The organism is Aeromicrobium sp., assembly GCF_023146395.1.
Lineage (GTDB): Bacteria > Actinomycetota > Actinomycetes > Propionibacteriales > Nocardioidaceae > Aeromicrobium.
The window spans coordinates 286,422-302,617 of record NZ_JAGLCD010000004.1 but is presented as its reverse complement, the minus strand read 5'-3'; the positions used below and the strand labels follow the sequence as shown (position 1 = coordinate 302,617).

Genomic DNA, 16,196 nt, shown 5'->3' with positions numbered 1-16,196 from the left:
GGAATCTCTGGATCAGGACTCGGTGGAGGCGGTGCCGGACTCCGCGGGCTCGGTGGTCTCGGCCGTGGCCGGGGCCTCCTCCGCGGGCGTCTCGACCGGAGCGGCCTCGGCGGCGGGAGCAGCCTCGGCAGCCGGGGCTGCGGCGGCGTCGGTGCTCAGCAGCTCCGCTTCCCACTCGGCCAGCGGCTCGCCGGCGCCGAGCTCCTCGCCCGCCGACTCCTCACCGGTCTTGGCGCCACCGCGGGACACGAGGCCCTCGGCGACGGCGTCGGCGATGACCCGGGTCAGCAGCGCGACGGAACGGATCGCGTCGTCGTTGCCGGGGATCGGGAAGTCGACCTCGTCGGGATCGCAGTTGGTGTCGAGGATCGCGACGATCGGGATGCCGAGCTTCTTGGCCTCGTCGACCGCCAGGTGCTCCTTCTTGGTGTCGACGATCCACAGCGCCGCCGGCGTGCGGGCCATGTCGCGGATGCCGCCGAGCGTGCGCGAGAGCTTGTCGAACTCGCGGCGCATCTGGAGGAGCTCCTTCTTGGTGCGACCCGAACCAGCGACCTGGTCGAAGTCGATCTCCTCGAGCTCCTTCATGCGCTGCAGGCGCTGGTGCATCGTGGTGAAGTTGGTGAGCATGCCGCCGAGCCAACGCTGGTTGACGTAGGGCATGCCGACGCGGGTGGCCTGCTCCTGGATCGGCTCCTGCGCCTGACGCTTGGTGCCGACGAACAGGATCGTGCCGCCACGGGCGACGGTGTTCTTGACGAACTCGTAACCGGCATCGATGTACGCCAGCGACTGCTGGAGATCGATGATGTAGATGCCGTTGCGCTCGGTGAAGATGAAGCGCTTCATCTTGGGGTTCCAGCGGCGGGTCTGGTGTCCGAAGTGGACACCGCTCTCCAGCAGCTGACGCATGGTCACGACGGCCATGGTGATCTCTCGTTTCTGGGCACGACGGCCCGTTCCTGGTTGACGCGCGGACACCGTGCCCGCGCCCTGGTGCCGTGACGGGGTCCACCGGTCCCGATACTGCTGGGGCCGGACCAGGACCCTCGCCCGCGGTGGCTGCGCTCCCAGGCCGAACCCGTGAGCGACGCCGATGCGGATGACGGCACGCGAAGTCACCCCCAGAAGGGGTGCTCCGGCCATGGTAGGCCACGAGGGCCGTCGGCACGAAATCCGCGGCGCACGAGTCGAAGGTCGCCGTCCACAGCCTGCCTCGATCCACAGTCGGGTCGATCGTGGTGCCGGACCGACGCCGCGTGCGCTGACGTGGATCCATGAGACGACGCCACGATCTTCGCCGGCCCGCGTACCGTCACCGGCTCGCGTCCTGCACCCGTCGCACCGTTCACAGGGTTCGCGCCGGCCGCACGGTTCGCACCTTCCGCACCGGGGCCGTGCTGCTCGCCGTGCTCGCGGTGGCCGGCACGTCCGCATCGGCCCGGGCCGACGGATCCTGGTCCTGGCCCCTCGCCGAGCGCGACATCGATCGCTCGTTCACCGCTCCCCCGGACCCGTACGCCGCCGGCCACCGAGGCCTCGACCTCGCCGGTGCTCCCGGCGAGATCGTCACGGCCGTGGCGGCCGGCACCGTCGCCTTCGTCGGCGACGTCGCCGGAACTCCCGTCGTGACGGTCACCCACGGCGCGGAGCGCTCGACCTACCAGCCGGTGCAGGGCACCGTGGAGGTCGGCTGGAGCGTCGTGGCCGGTCAGCCCCTCGGCACCCTGCTGCCCGGCCACGTCGGGTGCGGCGCCGCCGCGTGCCTGCACCTGGGACGGATCAAGGGCGAGACCTACCTCGATCCCGCCGAGCTGCTCGGCGGCAGGTACCGGCTCATCAGTCCGGACGGTCCGGTGCCGACCCCTCCCGCGCTCGGCACCGGCGAGCTCCAGCCGCCCGTCACCGCGCCCGTGACCTCGGGCTTCGGCATGCGGATCCATCCGATCACCGGCGAGCCTCGCCTCCATGACGGGATCGACTTCGGCGCACCGTGCGGCACCCCCGTGCGGGCGGCAGGAGCCGGCAGCGTGACCCGGGTCGGCCACGCCGGTGGCTACGGGCTGCGGGTCGAGATCGACCACGGAGCCGGACGGGTCACCTCCTACAGCCATCTGTCGTCAGCGGCGGTGACCGTGGGATCGTCGGTCGCTGCCGGCGACGCGATCGCGACGATCGGCACGACCGGCACGTCGACGGGATGCCACCTGCACTTCTCGGTCCACGACGCCGGCGTGGCCCTTGACCCGGCGCCGCTGCTATGAGCAGCTCAGGCGCGCGGGTGTGCCTGGCGGAACGCGGCCCGGAGCCGCTCGTTGCTGACGTGCGTGTAGATCTGCGTCGTCCCGATCGAGGCGTGGCCGAGCACCTCCTGGACCGACCTGAGGTCGGCGCCCCCCTCGAGCAGGTGGGTCGCCGCGGTGTGCCGCAGACCGTGCGGACTCAGGTCGGGGACGCCCTCGACCTCGGCGAGCCGGCGGTGCACGACCTCGCGCACGGTGCGCTGGTCGATGCGCCCGCCGCGCACCCCGAGGAAGATCGCCGGACCGCTGGCGCTCGTCGCGACCTGCGGCCGGCCGTGCTGGAGCCACGCCTCCACGGCGTCCTGCGCCGGCAGGCCGAACGGCACCGCACGCTCCTTGCGGCCCTTGCCGAAGACCCGGACCAGACGCCGGGCCCGGTCGAGGTCGTCGACGTCGAGCCCGACCAGCTCACCGACCCGGATCCCGGTGGCGTAGAGCAGCTCGAGCATCGCGAGGTCGCGCGTGCCGGTGACGGCCTCGGTGTCGACCCGTGCGGCGGCCGCGTCGAGCACGGCGCGGATCTCGCTCGCGCTCAGCGTGGCCGGCAGCTCCCGGCGCGCGGCCGGTGAGACCAGGAGGGCCGCGGCGTCGGTCTCGGACCGGCCGGTCCGGACCAACCAGGCGGTGAAGACCCGCAGCGAGGTGCTCCGCCGCGCCAACGTGGAGCGGGCCCGCCCGAGCGAGCGCTGCTGGGCCAAGTGGCTGCGCACCGCGCGGATCGTGAGAGCGGCCGGATCGCGGACCCCCAGGCGCTCGGCGTGGTCGGCCAGGCCCCGGACGTCGCTGACGTAGCCGCGGACCGTGTGCTCGGTGAGGTCACGCTCGAGCCGGAGATGACGCTCGTAGTCGTCGATGACCCGGTCCCAGGCCGCGTCGCTCTCGCTCACGCCCCCACTGTCTCAGCCGGGCAGGGGTCCGAGCGCGATCCAGCCGCCGTCGGCGCGCCGGGCGTGGCCCCGACGTTCCAGCAGGGCCAAGCCGGCCCGAACCTGGCGCAGCGACGCGTCGAGCAGCACGACGAGCTCGCCCACCGTGACCCCACCCTCGCGCGGCAAGGTGGCGTGGAGACGACGCGAGTCGTCGGTCAGGGTCTCCGTGGCGCCAAGGTCGGACCATCCCAGCCCGTCGAGCTCCTGCGCCACGTCGTCGGCCGACGTGACGAGCACGGCCTCGCCCTCGCGGACCGCACGGTGGGCGCCACCGGACTGCTGCGAGAGCACCGAGCCCGGCACCGCCATGGACGACCGCCCCAGACGGTCGGCCCACCGCAGCGTGTTGAGCGATCCGCTGCGTGGGGCGGCCTCGACGACCACGGTGCCGGCTCCCAGAGCCGCGATGAGCCGGTTGCGCGTCAGGAAGCGGTGGCGGTGCGGTACGGATCCCGGTGGGTGCTCGGCGATGATCCATCCCTCGTGGGCGATGCGGTCCAGCAGGGTCGCGTGGGCCTGGGGGTACGGGACGTCGACCCCGCACGCCAGGACCGCGACCGTGCGTCCCGCCACGGCGAGCGCCCCACGGTGGGCACAGGCGTCGATGCCGAAGGCCGCGCCGCTGACGACGGTCCAGCCGCGGTCGGCGAGATCAGCGCCGAGGTCACCGGCGACCTCGGCACCGTACGTGGTGCAGGACCGTGCTCCCACGACCGAGACGGCGCGGTCGACCTCCAGGGGCCCCTCACCCCGGACCCAGACGCCCCACGGGGCCGCACCGTGGTCGTCGACGCCGGCCAGGTCGCCGAGAGCAGCCGGCCAGGCCGGGTGCGCCGGGGTGATCCACCGTGCGCGGGCGGCAGCGCCGGCGTCCAGCACCTGATCGACCGGCGCGAGGGCCACTCGCTCGACCCACGCCTCCGGCACGTGGGGCGACCCCGACTCACCGCGGCACGCCCCGGCGACCGCCGCGATGCCGTGACTGGACACCAGGTCGCGGGCCAGGGCGTCGAGCGGCTCGGTGGCGATCGACAGCACCAGGCGGTCGCGCTCGGACTCGCCGCGGTTCATGCCGCGACCAGCGACCGCATGGCGGCGTCGAGCGGGAGGTCCGAGCGCAGACTCAGCGCGGTGCGGACGTCGGCGCCGCCGGGGAGGTCGTGGCCGTGCAGGTCGGCGACGCTCCAGGCCAGGCGCAGGACCCGGTCGGCGCTGCGCGGATTGAGCTTGTCGGCGTGCAGCTGCCGGTCGAGCAGCACCCGCGCCTCCTCGGCGAGGGGCCACGCCTTGCGCAGCTCGGTGCCGGGCACGTCCGCATTGGTGCGCCAGGGCGTGCCCGCGAGACGGCTTCCCTGCCGGTCGCGAGCCTCGAGCACCCGCTGGGCGAGCTCGACCGTGCGGCGTCCCGCGGCCACCGTGGCGGCGAGCTCGGGGCGGCTGGGCGCGGTGAGCGTGCGCCGGATGTCGATGCGGTCGCGGATGGGCCCGGAGATGCGCTCGCCGTAGCGACGGCGCATAGCGGGCGTGCAACGGCACGCAGAGTCGAGCGTGGCGGCCTGTCCGCACGGGCAGGGGTTCGCCGCGATGACGAGCTGGAACCGCGCGGGGTACACGACGGTGCGGGCCGAGCGGGCGACCACGATGCGACCGCTCTCCAGCGGCTGCCGCAGCGCCTCGAGGACGTTGACCGTGAACTCCGGCGCCTCGTCGAGGAACAGCACTCCGCGGTGCGCGAGGCTCATCGCGCCGGGCCGCACCTGCCGGCTCCCCCCGCCGACGATCGCGGCCGCGCTGGCCGTGTGGTGCGGGTCGAGGAACGGCGGCCTCGTCAGCAGCGGCACGTCCGGCGCGAGCAGGCCGGCGACCGAGTGCACCGCGCTGACCTCGATCGCGTCCTGGCGGCCGAGATCGGGCAACAGACCCGGGAGGCGCTGCGCGAGCATCGTCTTGCCGACACCCGGGGGCCCGACCATCGAGAGGTGGTGCCCGCCGACCGCCGCGACGAGGACCGCGAGGCGGACGTCCTCGTGGCCCGCGACGTCGGCCAGGTCCAGGCCGGAGAGCCGGTCTGCCGACCCCCACGGCGCCGCCGCCGGCGGCTCGATCGGCGGCACCGGCGGGTCGTCGGGCACCTCCTCCCCCGTCATCAGCGCCACCAGGTGGCGCAGGGACCGCACCCCGGTGACGGCGATGCCGTCGACCAGCTCGGCCTCCGGCACGTTGACCTCCGGCACGACCACGTGGGTGCACCCCGCCTCTGCCGCCGCGAGCGTGGCCGGGAGGACCCCCGGCACGGCCCGGAGCCTGCCGTCGAGTGCGAGCTCGCCCACGAACGCGGTGCCGGCGAGCGCCTCGGCCGGTACCGCCTTCTGGGCCGCGATCACGGCCATCGCGATCGCCAGGTCGTAGTGCGATCCCGACTTGGGCAGGGTCGAGGGCGCCAGGTTGATCGTGATGCGCTGGTCGGGCCACGGAGCCCCGGAGTTGACCACGGCGGACTTGCAGCGGTCCCGGGCCTCGTTGACGGTGACGTCCGGCAGCCCGACGATGACGGTGCGCGGCAGACCGCCGACGATGTCGGCCTCGACCTCGATCGCCCGCCCGGTCAGGCCGTCGAGGGTGACCGAGACGACCCGGCCCGACATCAGGCCACGCCCCGGATGCGGTCGACCTCGGCCGGCCCGGTGCGCGGCACCACGACGCTCACGACGTCGATCCGCACCGCGCTGGGCTGCACGTCGTGCGCCTCGAGCCACGCCGTGGCGAGCCGTCGCAGCCGGGTGGCCTTGTGCGCCGTGACGGCCTCGAACGGGCCGCCGAACTTGGTGCTGCTGCGGGTCTTGACCTCGACGATCACGAGGGTCGAGCCGTCACGGGCCACGAGGTCGATCTCGCCGAAGCGACACGTCCAGTTGCGGTCGAGGATCACGAGGCCCGCGGCCACGAGGTGGTCGGCGGCGATGCGTTCGCCGTAGGCCCCGAGGGCCTGGTTGCGCGCGTAGGTCATGCCCATGACCCTCGTCGCAGTCGTCCTCGGCGGCGAGGGCCTGATCGTGGGCTGTGGACGGCCGCGCCGTGTGGAGAACCCCTCAGTCGGAGCCGGGCGGCACCTTGAAGTCGGAGTCCTGGAGCTCCTCGACGTTGACGTCCTTGAAGGTCAGCACCTTGACCTGCTTGGCGAAGCGCGCCGGCCGGTAGATGTCCCAGACCCATGCGTCGGTGAGGGTGACCTCGAAGTACGCGTCACCCGTCTCCGAGCGCACCTTCACGTCGACCGCGTTGCAGAGGTAGAACCGTCGGTCGGTCTCGACGACGTACTTGAAGATCTTCACGACGTCGCGGTACTCGCGGTACAACGCCAGCTCGGCGTCGGCCTCGAAGCGGTCCAGGTCCTCGGTACTCATCTCTCGCTCCGCTGGGGGCTCATGCGTCGCTCCGCTCGTGGTTGTGCGTGCTGCCCGTCAGGACGGCGCGGACGTTGGCCCAGCTGCGCCGGTGCTCGGGACAGGGTCCATGGTGCCGCAGGGCTTGCTCGTGCGCCGCGGTGGAGTACCCCTTGTGGGTCGCGAAGTCGTAGTGCGGGTACTGGTCGTGGAGGTCGACCATCAGCGCGTCGCGGGTGACCTTGGCGACGACGGACGCCGCGGCGATCGAGGCCGCCACGCGGTCGCCCTTCCACATCGCCAGGCCCGGCACCCCGAGTCCGTCGACCGGGAACCCGTCGGTCAGGACGTATCCGGGTCGCACCGGGAGACGGGCGAGCGCTCGGCGCAACGCCTCGATGTTCGCCCGGTGGATGCCCATGCGGTCGCACTCCTGCGGGCTGATCACGACGACGTCGACCGCGACGGCCCGCTCCATCACCAGGTCGAAGCACCGCTCACGCCGGGCGGGCGTCAGCAGCTTGGAGTCAGCCAGACCGGGGATCTCACGGTCGAGCACGACCGCGGCCGCCACGAGCGGGCCCGCCGACGCTCCGCGCCCCGCCTCGTCGACGCCCGCGACGGGCGTGAGGCCGCGCCGCTCCAGCGCACGCTCGTAGCCGTAGAGCCCGGCGTCGCGGCGGATCGTGCGTCCTCGCAGTCGCGTGGTCATCGCTCGCGGCTCAGCGGGGTGGCGAGTCGGGCACGTCGTCGAAGGCGTCGACGTGGCCCAGGCCACCGAGCCGGTTGAGGGGCCACACCCTGACCCAGGCGATGCCCACGACGTCGTCGACCCGCACCTGACCACCACCGGGGTCGCCCAGGTGGGCCACGGAGTCGGCGGAGTTGCCGCGGTTGTCACCCATGACCCAGAGGTAGCCGTCCTTGACGATGACGTCGAACTCGCGATCGCGGATGACGGTGGGGTCGAGCACGTAGGGCTCGTCGATGGGCTGGCCGTTGACCAGCAGACGGCCGCTGCCGTCGCAGCACTGCACGTGGTCACCACCGACCCCCACGACGCGCTTGATGAGGTGGTTGCCGGTCGGGAACAGACCGATCGTCTCGAGCGCCTTCTGGAACGGGTTCGGGTCGACGGGCTCGCCCTGGATCCCGAGCCATCCGCCGGGGTCCTCGAACACGACGATGTCGCCCCGGTGCGGCTCCCCGGTCCAGAGCGACACCTTCTGGACGAGCAGCTTGTCGTTGACGAGCAGCGTGGGCTGCATCGACTCCGAGGGGATGTAGAACGCCTGCAGGAAGAAGGTCTTGACCACGATGGCCATGACCGTCGCGATCACCACCAGGAGCAGCGACTCCTGCCAGATCGGCAATCCGCGCTTCTGGCGGTGTTCTCTGCTCGTGGCCACCGGGGAAGCGTAACGGGGCGGACCGAAGGTCCGCCCCGTGACACCCGCTGGTTGCGCGATCAGATCTCGCGCTTCTCCTTGATCTTCGCGGCCTTGCCACGGAGGTTGCGCAGGTAGTACAGCTTCGCGCGGCGCACGTCACCGCGGGTGGCGACCTCGATCTGGTCGATGATCGGGGTGTGCAGCGGGAAGGTGCGCTCGACGCCGACGCCGAAGCTGACCTTGCGGACCGTGAAGGTGCGCCCGATGCCCGAGCCCTGCACCTTGATGCAGACGCCCTGGAAGACCTGGATGCGGGAGCGGTTGCCCTCGACGACCTTGACGTGCACCTTGAGGGTGTCGCCGGCGCGGAAGTCGGGGACGTCGTCGCGGCGGGACTCCGCAGCGACCTGGTCGACGATGTTGGTCATGGTGTGCTCCTCGCTGGTGCCACAGGTCACCGACGGTCGGTCAGAAGATGGTTGCCTTCCGCCGCAGTGGCGGGAGGGAGGATCGGCGTGTGTGGTCGAGTCCCCTGTGGCAGAGGCGACCACGCCGAGGGTCAATGGTGCCACATGCTCCCGTTCCCGCGGAAATCGGGCGTCCTGGCCCCGCTGTGGTCACCCCAGGCCGAACCGAAGGCGAGGCAGGCGCCCGGGCGAAGTCCGGCACCGGCGAGGGACGAGCCGGTGATGCCGCGAGGGACGAGCGGCGCGCCACACGGCGGAACGCCCGCCGGAGCGTGTCCGACGGGCGTTCCTGATCCAGACCGGGCCCGAGCCCGTTCAGGTGGGTGGGAGGAGATCAGTCGAACTCGTAACCGCCACCGTGCAGCACCGTGTCGATGCCGGCGATCTCGTCCTCCTCCTTGGCGCGGAAGCCGATCGTCTTCTCGATCGCCAGGCCGATGATGTAGGCGACGACGAAGGAGAACACGATGACCGTCAGCGACGACAGGATCTGCGCGAACAGCAGGTCCGTCTCGCCACCGAAGAACAGGCTGCCACCCGTCAGCGTCTCCGAGCCGAAGAAGCCGATGTAGACACAGCCGATGAAGCCGGCCACCAGGTGGATGCCCACGACGTCGAGCGTGTCGTCGTAGCCGAGCTTGAACTTCAGGTCGACCGCGAGGGCGCAGACGACACCCGAGACGACGCCGAGCACGAGGGCCCAGACCGGGGTCAGGAAGGCGCAGGCCGGCGTGATGGCGACCAGGCCGGTCACGATGCCCGAGGCCGCGCCGACCGCGGTGGCCTTGCCGTCACGGAAGGTCTCGACGATGATCCAGCCGATCAGCGCGGCGGCGGGGGTGATCAGCGTGTTGAAGAAGATCAGCGAGGTCTGGCCCTCGTCGGCGCCGTAGACACCGGTGTTGAAGCCGAACCAGCCGAACCACAGGATCGCGGCACCGATGAGCACGAGCGGCACGTTGTGCGGCTGCGACTCCTCCTTGGAGAAGCCGACCTTGCGCTTGCCGAGCACCAGCGCCAGCGCCAGCGCAGCAGCACCCGCCGACTGGTGGATGATCGTGCCGCCGGCCCAGTCGAGCGCAGCACCGAAGCCGTAGACGTCGTTGGCGAGCCAGCCGTAGAAGTTGCCGTCGGCGTCGACGCCGAAGAGCCACCGGAAGGTCGGGAACACGACGAACGTGGCGAACAGGGCCGCGAAGAGCATCCACGGCCAGAAGCGGGCGCGATCGGCGACGGCACCCGAGACGAGGGCCACCGTGATGATGCAGAACGCGACGAGGAACGCGTGGCCACCGAAGAGGTTGCCCGCGTCACCGCTGCCGGCCGACGTCACCAGGTCGGTCATGCCGAAGTCCTCGAACGGGTTGCCGAAGTACTCGCTGCCTCCGCTCGTGCCGTTGCCGGCGATGCCGGTGCCGCCGTAGAGGACGTAGAGGATCGTGACGACCGCGATCGAGCCGAAGCTCAGCATCATCATCGACACCACGGACTTGGCCTTGACCAGGCCGCCGTAGAAGAACGCGAGTCCTGGTGTCATAAAGAGCACGAGAGCCGTGCAGATCAGCTGCCAGGAAAGATCGACTGACATTTCAACCTCATTTGCCTGTTGGGGGGGAGACAACTCGTCAGGGCAGCCTCGTTGCTGCGCCGAATGCGTCGTCAGTCTGGCGTTGCCAGATTCCCTCAGGCTTGCCTCAGGATCACGTCCGCGTTACGACATCGCGGCTCATGTGAACAGAAGGTAACGCCGGCACGGCGCGGGTCACGGGAGCAGATCAGGGCGTCGGGCGCGGGTGCGCTCGAGCGACCGTTCCCGGCGCCACGCGGCGATCCGCTCGTGGTGGCCCGACAGCAGGACCTCCGGGACGTCGCGGCCGCGCCACGAGGCGGGCTTGGTGTAGACGGGGTACTCCAGCAGCCCGTCGGTCCCGTGCGACTCCTCGACGAGCGACTCGGGATTGCCCATGAACCCCGGCAGCAGGCGGACCACGGCCTCGATCACGGCCAGCGCCGCGACCTCTCCCCCGTTGAGCACGAAGTCACCCAGGGAGACCTCCTCGACCCGCCACCGGCTCGCGGCCTCGTCCACGACCCGCTGGTCGATGCCCTCGTAGCGGCCGCACGCGAAGACGAGGTGCTGCTCGGCGGCGAGCCGCGCGGCGTCGGACTGGCGGAACGAGCGGCCCGAGGGGGTGGGCACGACGACGACGCAGTCGTCGCTCGCGACGGCCTCCAGACCCTGACCCCACGGCTCGGGCTTCATGACCATGCCGGCGCCGCCGCCGTACGGGGTGTCGTCGACGGTGCGGTGACGGTCGGTCGTCCACTGCCGAAGGTCGTGGACACCGAGCTCGAGCAGGCCGTTCTGCCGGGCCTTGCCCGGCAGCGACAGGTCGAGCGGGGCGAGGTACTCGGGAAAGATCGTGATGACGTCGATGCGCATCAGCCGGCGTCGTCCCGCACGATCTCGGCCGCATCGGGATCGATCAGGCCCGGCAGGTCGACCACCGTGAGATGGCCGGCCTCGAGGTCGACCTCGGGGACGAGGGCCTCGACGAAGGGCACCAGCACCTCACCCGTGGGGGTCGCCACGACCAGGAGGTCCTGGGCGGGCAGGTGGTCGACCCGGGCCACGGTGCCCACGACGGCCTCGCCGACGCGGACCTCGAGACCCGTCAGCTGGCGGTCGTAGAACGCGTCGTCGTCAGGCGTCTCGGCCGGATCGACCTCGGCCTCGAGCACCTGGCCGTGCAGGGTCTCGGCCGCCGTGCGGTCGGGGATCTCGGCAAAACGCACGACGAGCTTGGCACCGTGCTGGCGCGACGCGGCCACCGTGAGCGAGCGTCCCCCGGAGCAGACGACGGACGAGCCCGGCGCAAATCTGCGCTCGGGCTCGTCCGTGCGGACCTCGACGGCCAGCTCGCCGCGGATGCCGTGGGCCCGGCCGATCCGGCCGATGACGACCATGACGGTCATCGCCCGTGCTCCGTCACACCGGGTCAGCGACGACGGTCGACGTCGACGAAGTCGATGCGCGCCGCATCGCCGGCGACCGCGGCGGTCACGGTGCGGATCGCCGCGGCCGTGCGGCCCTGGCGTCCGATGACCTTGCCGAGGTCGTCGGCGTTGACGCGAACCTCGAAGAGGTCGCCGCGACGCGTCTGCTTGGCACGCACGTCGACGTCGTCGGGGTGAGCGACGATGCCGGACACGAGGTGCTCGATCAGCTCGACGGTGGGCGCAGCCATGATCAGGCCTCGGCGGGCTTCTCGTCGGCCGGGCTCTCCTCGACGGCGGGCGTCTCCTCGGCCTTCGGCTCCTCAGCCTTGGGCTCCTCGGCAGCGGCGTCGTCAGCCTTCGACTCGGCCTTCTTGGCCGACTTCTTCTCGGTCGTCGCCTTGGCCTTGGGCTCGGCGTGGAGCTCCTTCAGCGCGGCGTCGAACGCGGCGGCCTTGTCGGCCTTCTCGGCGGGCTGCTTCAGGGTCGAGGTGCCACCGATGTCGCCGGTGATCGTGAGGATCGCGGCGACCGACTCGGTCGGCTGGGCGCCGACGCCGAGCCAGTACTGAGCACGCTCGGAGTTGACGTGGATCGTCGACGGCTCGGTCTTGGGGTTGTAGGTACCGATCTCCTCGATCACGCGACCGTCGCGCTTGGTGCGCGAGTCGGCGACGACGATGCGGTAGAACGGTGCGCGGATCTTGCCCATCCGCTTGAGGCGAATCTTGACGGCCACGGTTGTGGTGTCTCCTTGATGCTCGGAACGAGATGACGTGCCGGTACGGGTGGGGACACGCGCCGGGTGAGTCTGGGGCCGCGGTCGGTGTGGGTGAGAGGGTCCTCACCGCCCGTCGGACACAAGGCGACATTGTGCCACGGACGCACGGAGCCCTCCAACTCGCCACGGGACGGTGAGTGTTCCACCCAGGGCGGTGAGTCATCCACCGTACGGCCGCTCATGCGGTGGATGACTCACCGCCCGAGCCAACAAGGGTGGATCACTCACCGCCCACCTGGTCCACGGGGGCGGCGAACTGTGCCGCGTAGAGCCGCTCGTACACACCACCGGCCGCGCGCAGCGACGCGTGGGTGCCCTGCTCCACGATCCGGCCGTCGCTCATGACGACGATGTGGTCCGCCTCGGTGATCGTCGACAGCCGGTGGGCGATGACAAAGCTCGTGCGCCCCGACCGAAGACGGGCCATCGCTGCCTGCACGAGCGCCTCGGTGCGGGTGTCGACCGAGCTGGTGGCCTCGTCCAGGACCAGGATCGACGGATCGGCCAGGAAGGCGCGCGCGATCGTGAGCAGCTGGCGCTGGCCGGCACTGATCGACGACCCCAGGTCGTCGATCGGTGTGTCGTAGCCCTCGGGAAGCGTCCGGACGAAGTGGTCGACCGAGGCGGCCTCGGCGGCCCTGACGACGTCCTCCTGCGACGGGTCGTCTGCCCCGTACGCGATGTTCTCGCGGATCGTGCCGGCGAACAGCCAGGTGTCCTGCAGCACGACCCCGAACTGGTCGCGCAGGGCGTGCCGGTCCATGCCGGCGATGTCGACCCCGTCCAGCGTGATGCGCCCGCCGTCGAGCTCGTAGAAGCGCAGGAGCAGGTTCGTGAGCGTCGTCTTGCCCGCGCCCGTCGGACCCACGATGGCCACGGCCTGTCCGGGCTCGGCGACCAGGTCGAGCCCGGTGATGAGCGGCTCGTCGGGGGTGTACGCGAACTCGACGTCCTCGAAGACCACCCGCCCCCGCACCAGTGTGGGGAACGGCGCGTCCTCGGGCTCGGTGGACTCCTCCGCCTCGTCGAGGAGCTCGAAGACCCGCTCGGCCGACGCGACGCCGGACTGGACGAGGTTCACGAGCGCGGCGATCTGGGCCAGTGGCTGCGTGAACTGCCGGGAGTACTGGATGAACGCCTGCACCTCGCCGATGCTGAGCTGGCCCGACGCGACCCGCAGCCCGCCGACGACCGCGACCAGGACGTAGTTGAGGTTCGACACGAACATCATCAGCGGCTGCAGGGCGCCACTGAGGAACTGCGCACGGAACGCGGCGTCGAACAGGTCGTCGTTGTGCTGCCGGAACGTCGCACGTGCCTCGGCCTGGCGGCCGAAGACCTTGACGACGTCGTGGCCCGTGAACACCTCCTCGACGTGCCCGTTCAACCGGCCCGTGGCCCGCCACTGGGCCGCGAAGTGCGGTTGCGACCGCTTCGCGACGAACCGCATGATGACCGCCACGACCGGCACGGTCACGACCGCGACGAGGGCGAGCAGCGGCGAGATCAGCAGCATCATGGCGAGCGTGCCGATCATCATCAGCAGGCTCCCGAGGAACTGCGAGATCGCCTGCTGCAGGGACTGGGCGACGTTGTCGATGTCGTTGGTGGTGCGTGACAGGATCTCGCCGCGCTCGGACCGGTCCAGATAGGCCAGCGGCACACGGTGCAGCTTCGCCTCGACCTCGTCGCGCAGGTCGGCGACCATGTGCTGCACCACCATGGTCGTGGTGCGGCCCTGCAGGTACATGAACCAGGCGCCGATCGTGTACAGCACCATCACGGTGATCAGCGCCAGGGCCAGCGCCCCGTGATCGACGCCCTGGCCGGGTTGCAGGTCGACCGAGCCGACGAGCGAGGCCAGCTGGTCCTCGCCCCGGGCCCGCAGGGAGGCCACGACCTCGGACTTGCTGGAACCTGCGGGGAACTGGCTCGACAGGTAGCCCGTGAAGACGATGTCGGTCGCGTGGCCGAGCACGCGCGGCCCGATGACCGACATCGTGGTGCCGACGACGCCGAAGGCCAGGATCGCGCCGGCGGCCAGGCGGTTGCGGAGCAGGCGGCCGAGCAGGCGGCGGAACGTCGGACCGAACTGCGTGGCCTTCTGCGCCGGCGGCGTCATGCCCGCACCCGGGCCGCGCACGGGGGGCGCCGGTTGCCGGTTGCTCATGACGCCTCCTCCTCGGTCAGCTGCGACAGCACGATCTCGCGGTAGACGGTGCAGGTCGCCATGAGCTCGCGGTGCGTGCCCGTGCCGACCACGCGGCCCTCGTCGAGCACGACGATGCGGTCGGCGTGGCGGATCGTGCTCACCCGTTGCGCCACGACGAGGACGGCGGCCTCGGAGGTGACGGGTCGCAGCGCGGCCCGCAGCGCCGCGTCCGTGGCGTAGTCGAGGGCCGAGAACGAGTCGTCGAACAGGTAGACGGCGGGGCGTTTGACGATGGCCCTCGCGATCGCGAGACGTTGGCGCTGTCCCCCGGAGACGTTGGAGCCACCCTGGGCGATCGGGGTCTGCAGCCCCTCGGGTCGACGTTCCACGAAGTCACGGGCCTGGGCGATCTCCAGGGCCTGCCACAGCTCGGCGTCGGTGGCGTCCGGACGTCCGTATCGCAGGTTCGAGGCGATCGTGCCCGAGAACAGCATCGCCTTCTGCGGTACCAGACCGATCGCCGCCCACACGTCCTCCGGGAGCAGCGTGCGCACGTCGTGGCCGTCGATCTCGACCCGTCCGCCGGTGACGTCGACGAGACGCGCGACCAGGCCGAGCAGCGTGGTCTTTCCGCTGCCGGTCGATCCGATGATGGCCGTCGTCTCGCCCGGCCGGGCCACCAGGTCGACGTCGTGCAGGACGTCCTGCTCGGCCCCGGGGAACGCGAAGGACGCACCGCGGAGGTCGACGTGCCCGCGCCGGACGGTCGTCGGCACGGCACCGGGCGGGGCGAGCACGCTCGGCTCGGTCTCCAGGACCTCGGTGATGCGCTCGGCCGAGACCTCGGCCCGCGGCCAGAGCATGAAGATGAAGGTCGCCATCATGACCGACATCAGGATCAGCACCAGGTAGTTCTGGAACGCCGTCAACGTGCCGACCTGGAGGTCACCATTGCCGATCCGGTACCCGCCCAGCCACGTGGCCAGGGCGACCGAGAGATTCATGACCAGCATCACGGTGGGGAACATCAGCGACATCAGCCGGCCGGCGGCCACGGCGACGTCCCGGTACTCGCGGTTGGCCTCACCGAACCGTGCGGTCTCCTCGTCCTCCTTGACGAAGGCCCGGATGACCCGGATGCCCATGATCTGCTCGCGCATCACGCCGTTGATGCGGTCGACGCGACCCTGCATCACGCGGAACAGCGGGCGCATCTGCCGGATGATCAGCCCGACGCTCACGACCAGCGCCGGCAGCACGACCAGGAGCAGACCGGACATCACGACGTCCTCGCGCAGCGCCATGACGACGCCGCCGACCGCCATGATCGGGGCCGTCACGAACATCGTCAGCAGCATGAAGCCGAGCAGCTGCACCTGCTGCACGTCGACGGTCGAGCGCGTGATGAGCGTCGGTGCGCCGAGCTGGGTCATCTCCCGAGCCGCGAAGGTCTCGACCCGGTCGAACACCGCCGCCCGGAGGTCGCGGCCGAGCGCCATCGCCACCCGCGCTCCGACGTAGACCGCGGCGACCGTCGCGACGACCTGCACCAGGGTGACCGCGAGCATGACGCCCCCGAGCCGCCAGATCAGCCCCGTGTCGCCGGCCACGACGCCCCGGTCGATGATGTCGGCGTTCAGGCTCGGGAGGAAGAGGCTGGCCAAGGTCTGAGCGACCTGGAGCACCAGCACGACCAGCAGCGAGGCTCGATAGGGAGCCAGGTGTCGACGAAGCAGCGGGACGAGCACTGTTGCACGCTACAACGAGACCCGTGCGCCCCCTCCTCGCCGGCG

Annotated in this window: 17 protein-coding genes; 1 reads left to right on the top strand and 16 read right to left on the bottom strand. The window is 71.1% G+C overall.

Translation table 11 applies throughout. From position 1 onward, the window contains the following. Positions 1-12: 12 nt before the first annotated feature. Positions 13-927, bottom strand: a complete 915-nt coding sequence (gene rpsB, locus KAG51_RS03470; RefSeq protein WP_290580657.1) for a 30S ribosomal protein S2 — start codon at positions 925-927, stop codon at positions 13-15. 350 nt (positions 928-1,277) lie between these two features. Here rpsB and KAG51_RS03465 point away from each other — a divergent pair, with 350 nt between their 5' ends. Then, complete coding sequence (locus tag KAG51_RS03465) at positions 1,278-2,264, top strand: peptidoglycan DD-metalloendopeptidase family protein (RefSeq protein WP_290580655.1); 987 nt, start codon at positions 1,278-1,280, stop codon at positions 2,262-2,264. 5 nt (positions 2,265-2,269) lie between these two features. On the opposite strand, the gene KAG51_RS03460 is transcribed toward KAG51_RS03465, so the two are convergent. The 15 genes from KAG51_RS03460 to KAG51_RS03390 form a co-directional block, all read right to left on the bottom strand. Then, positions 2,270-3,190, bottom strand: a complete 921-nt coding sequence (locus KAG51_RS03460; RefSeq protein WP_290580653.1) for a tyrosine recombinase XerC — start codon at positions 3,188-3,190, stop codon at positions 2,270-2,272. A 12-nt stretch (positions 3,191-3,202) separates the two neighbouring features. Continuing rightward, entirely contained in the window at positions 3,203-4,303 is a 1,101-nt protein-coding gene (dprA, locus tag KAG51_RS03455; protein ID WP_290580651.1) for a DNA-processing protein DprA, read from the bottom strand. Then, positions 4,300-5,877: a YifB family Mg chelatase-like AAA ATPase gene (locus KAG51_RS03450; protein ID WP_290580649.1), complete on the bottom strand. Its 1,578-nt coding sequence runs from the start codon at positions 5,875-5,877 to the stop codon at positions 4,300-4,302. The genes dprA and KAG51_RS03450 overlap by 4 nt, the downstream gene beginning before the upstream one ends. Further along, on the bottom strand, positions 5,877-6,239 hold the full coding sequence (locus KAG51_RS03445) for a YraN family protein (protein ID WP_290580647.1): 363 nt from the start codon (positions 6,237-6,239) through the stop codon (positions 5,877-5,879). The genes KAG51_RS03450 and KAG51_RS03445 overlap by 1 nt, the downstream gene beginning before the upstream one ends. 82 nt (positions 6,240-6,321) lie before the next feature. Then, the gene (locus KAG51_RS03440; protein WP_290580645.1) at positions 6,322-6,636 is read right to left on the bottom strand and encodes a DUF2469 domain-containing protein; all 315 of its coding nucleotides are present in this window, start codon (positions 6,634-6,636) and stop codon (positions 6,322-6,324) included. Positions 6,637-6,655: 19 nt separating this feature from the next. Continuing rightward, positions 6,656-7,327, bottom strand: a complete 672-nt coding sequence (locus KAG51_RS03435) for a ribonuclease HII (RefSeq protein ID WP_290580643.1) — start codon at positions 7,325-7,327, stop codon at positions 6,656-6,658. Between the two features lie 10 nt (positions 7,328-7,337). After that, on the bottom strand, positions 7,338-8,024 hold the full coding sequence (gene lepB, locus KAG51_RS03430) for a signal peptidase I (protein ID WP_290580641.1): 687 nt from the start codon (positions 8,022-8,024) through the stop codon (positions 7,338-7,340). 59 nt (positions 8,025-8,083) lie between these two features. Next, positions 8,084-8,434 (bottom strand): 50S ribosomal protein L19, encoded by a 351-nt coding sequence (gene rplS, locus KAG51_RS03425; RefSeq protein WP_290580639.1) that lies wholly within the window; start codon positions 8,432-8,434, stop codon positions 8,084-8,086. Positions 8,435-8,807: 373 nt separating this feature from the next. After that, positions 8,808-10,061, bottom strand: a complete 1,254-nt coding sequence (locus tag KAG51_RS03420; RefSeq protein ID WP_290580637.1) for an ammonium transporter — start codon at positions 10,059-10,061, stop codon at positions 8,808-8,810. Positions 10,062-10,235: 174 nt separating this feature from the next. Then, positions 10,236-10,916 (bottom strand): tRNA (guanosine(37)-N1)-methyltransferase TrmD, encoded by a 681-nt coding sequence (trmD, locus tag KAG51_RS03415; protein ID WP_290580635.1) that lies wholly within the window; start codon positions 10,914-10,916, stop codon positions 10,236-10,238. After that, positions 10,916-11,449: a ribosome maturation factor RimM gene (gene rimM, locus KAG51_RS03410; protein WP_290580633.1), complete on the bottom strand. Its 534-nt coding sequence runs from the start codon at positions 11,447-11,449 to the stop codon at positions 10,916-10,918. Before rimM ends, trmD begins: the two co-directional genes overlap by 1 nt. 23 nt (positions 11,450-11,472) lie before the next feature. Beyond that, a complete protein-coding gene (locus KAG51_RS03405) occupies positions 11,473-11,721 on the bottom strand; it encodes an RNA-binding protein (protein WP_290580631.1) in 249 nt (82 codons plus the stop codon). A 2-nt stretch (positions 11,722-11,723) separates the two neighbouring features. After that, on the bottom strand, positions 11,724-12,209 hold the full coding sequence (rpsP, locus tag KAG51_RS03400) for a 30S ribosomal protein S16 (protein WP_290580629.1): 486 nt from the start codon (positions 12,207-12,209) through the stop codon (positions 11,724-11,726). A 262-nt stretch (positions 12,210-12,471) separates the two neighbouring features. After that, positions 12,472-14,421, bottom strand: coding sequence for an ABC transporter ATP-binding protein (locus KAG51_RS03395; protein ID WP_290580627.1), 1,950 nt, complete (start codon positions 14,419-14,421; stop codon positions 12,472-12,474). Continuing rightward, positions 14,418-16,151 (bottom strand): ABC transporter ATP-binding protein, encoded by a 1,734-nt coding sequence (locus KAG51_RS03390; protein ID WP_290580625.1) that lies wholly within the window; start codon positions 16,149-16,151, stop codon positions 14,418-14,420. The genes KAG51_RS03395 and KAG51_RS03390 overlap by 4 nt, the downstream gene beginning before the upstream one ends. Between the last annotated feature and the right edge of the window lie 45 nt (positions 16,152-16,196).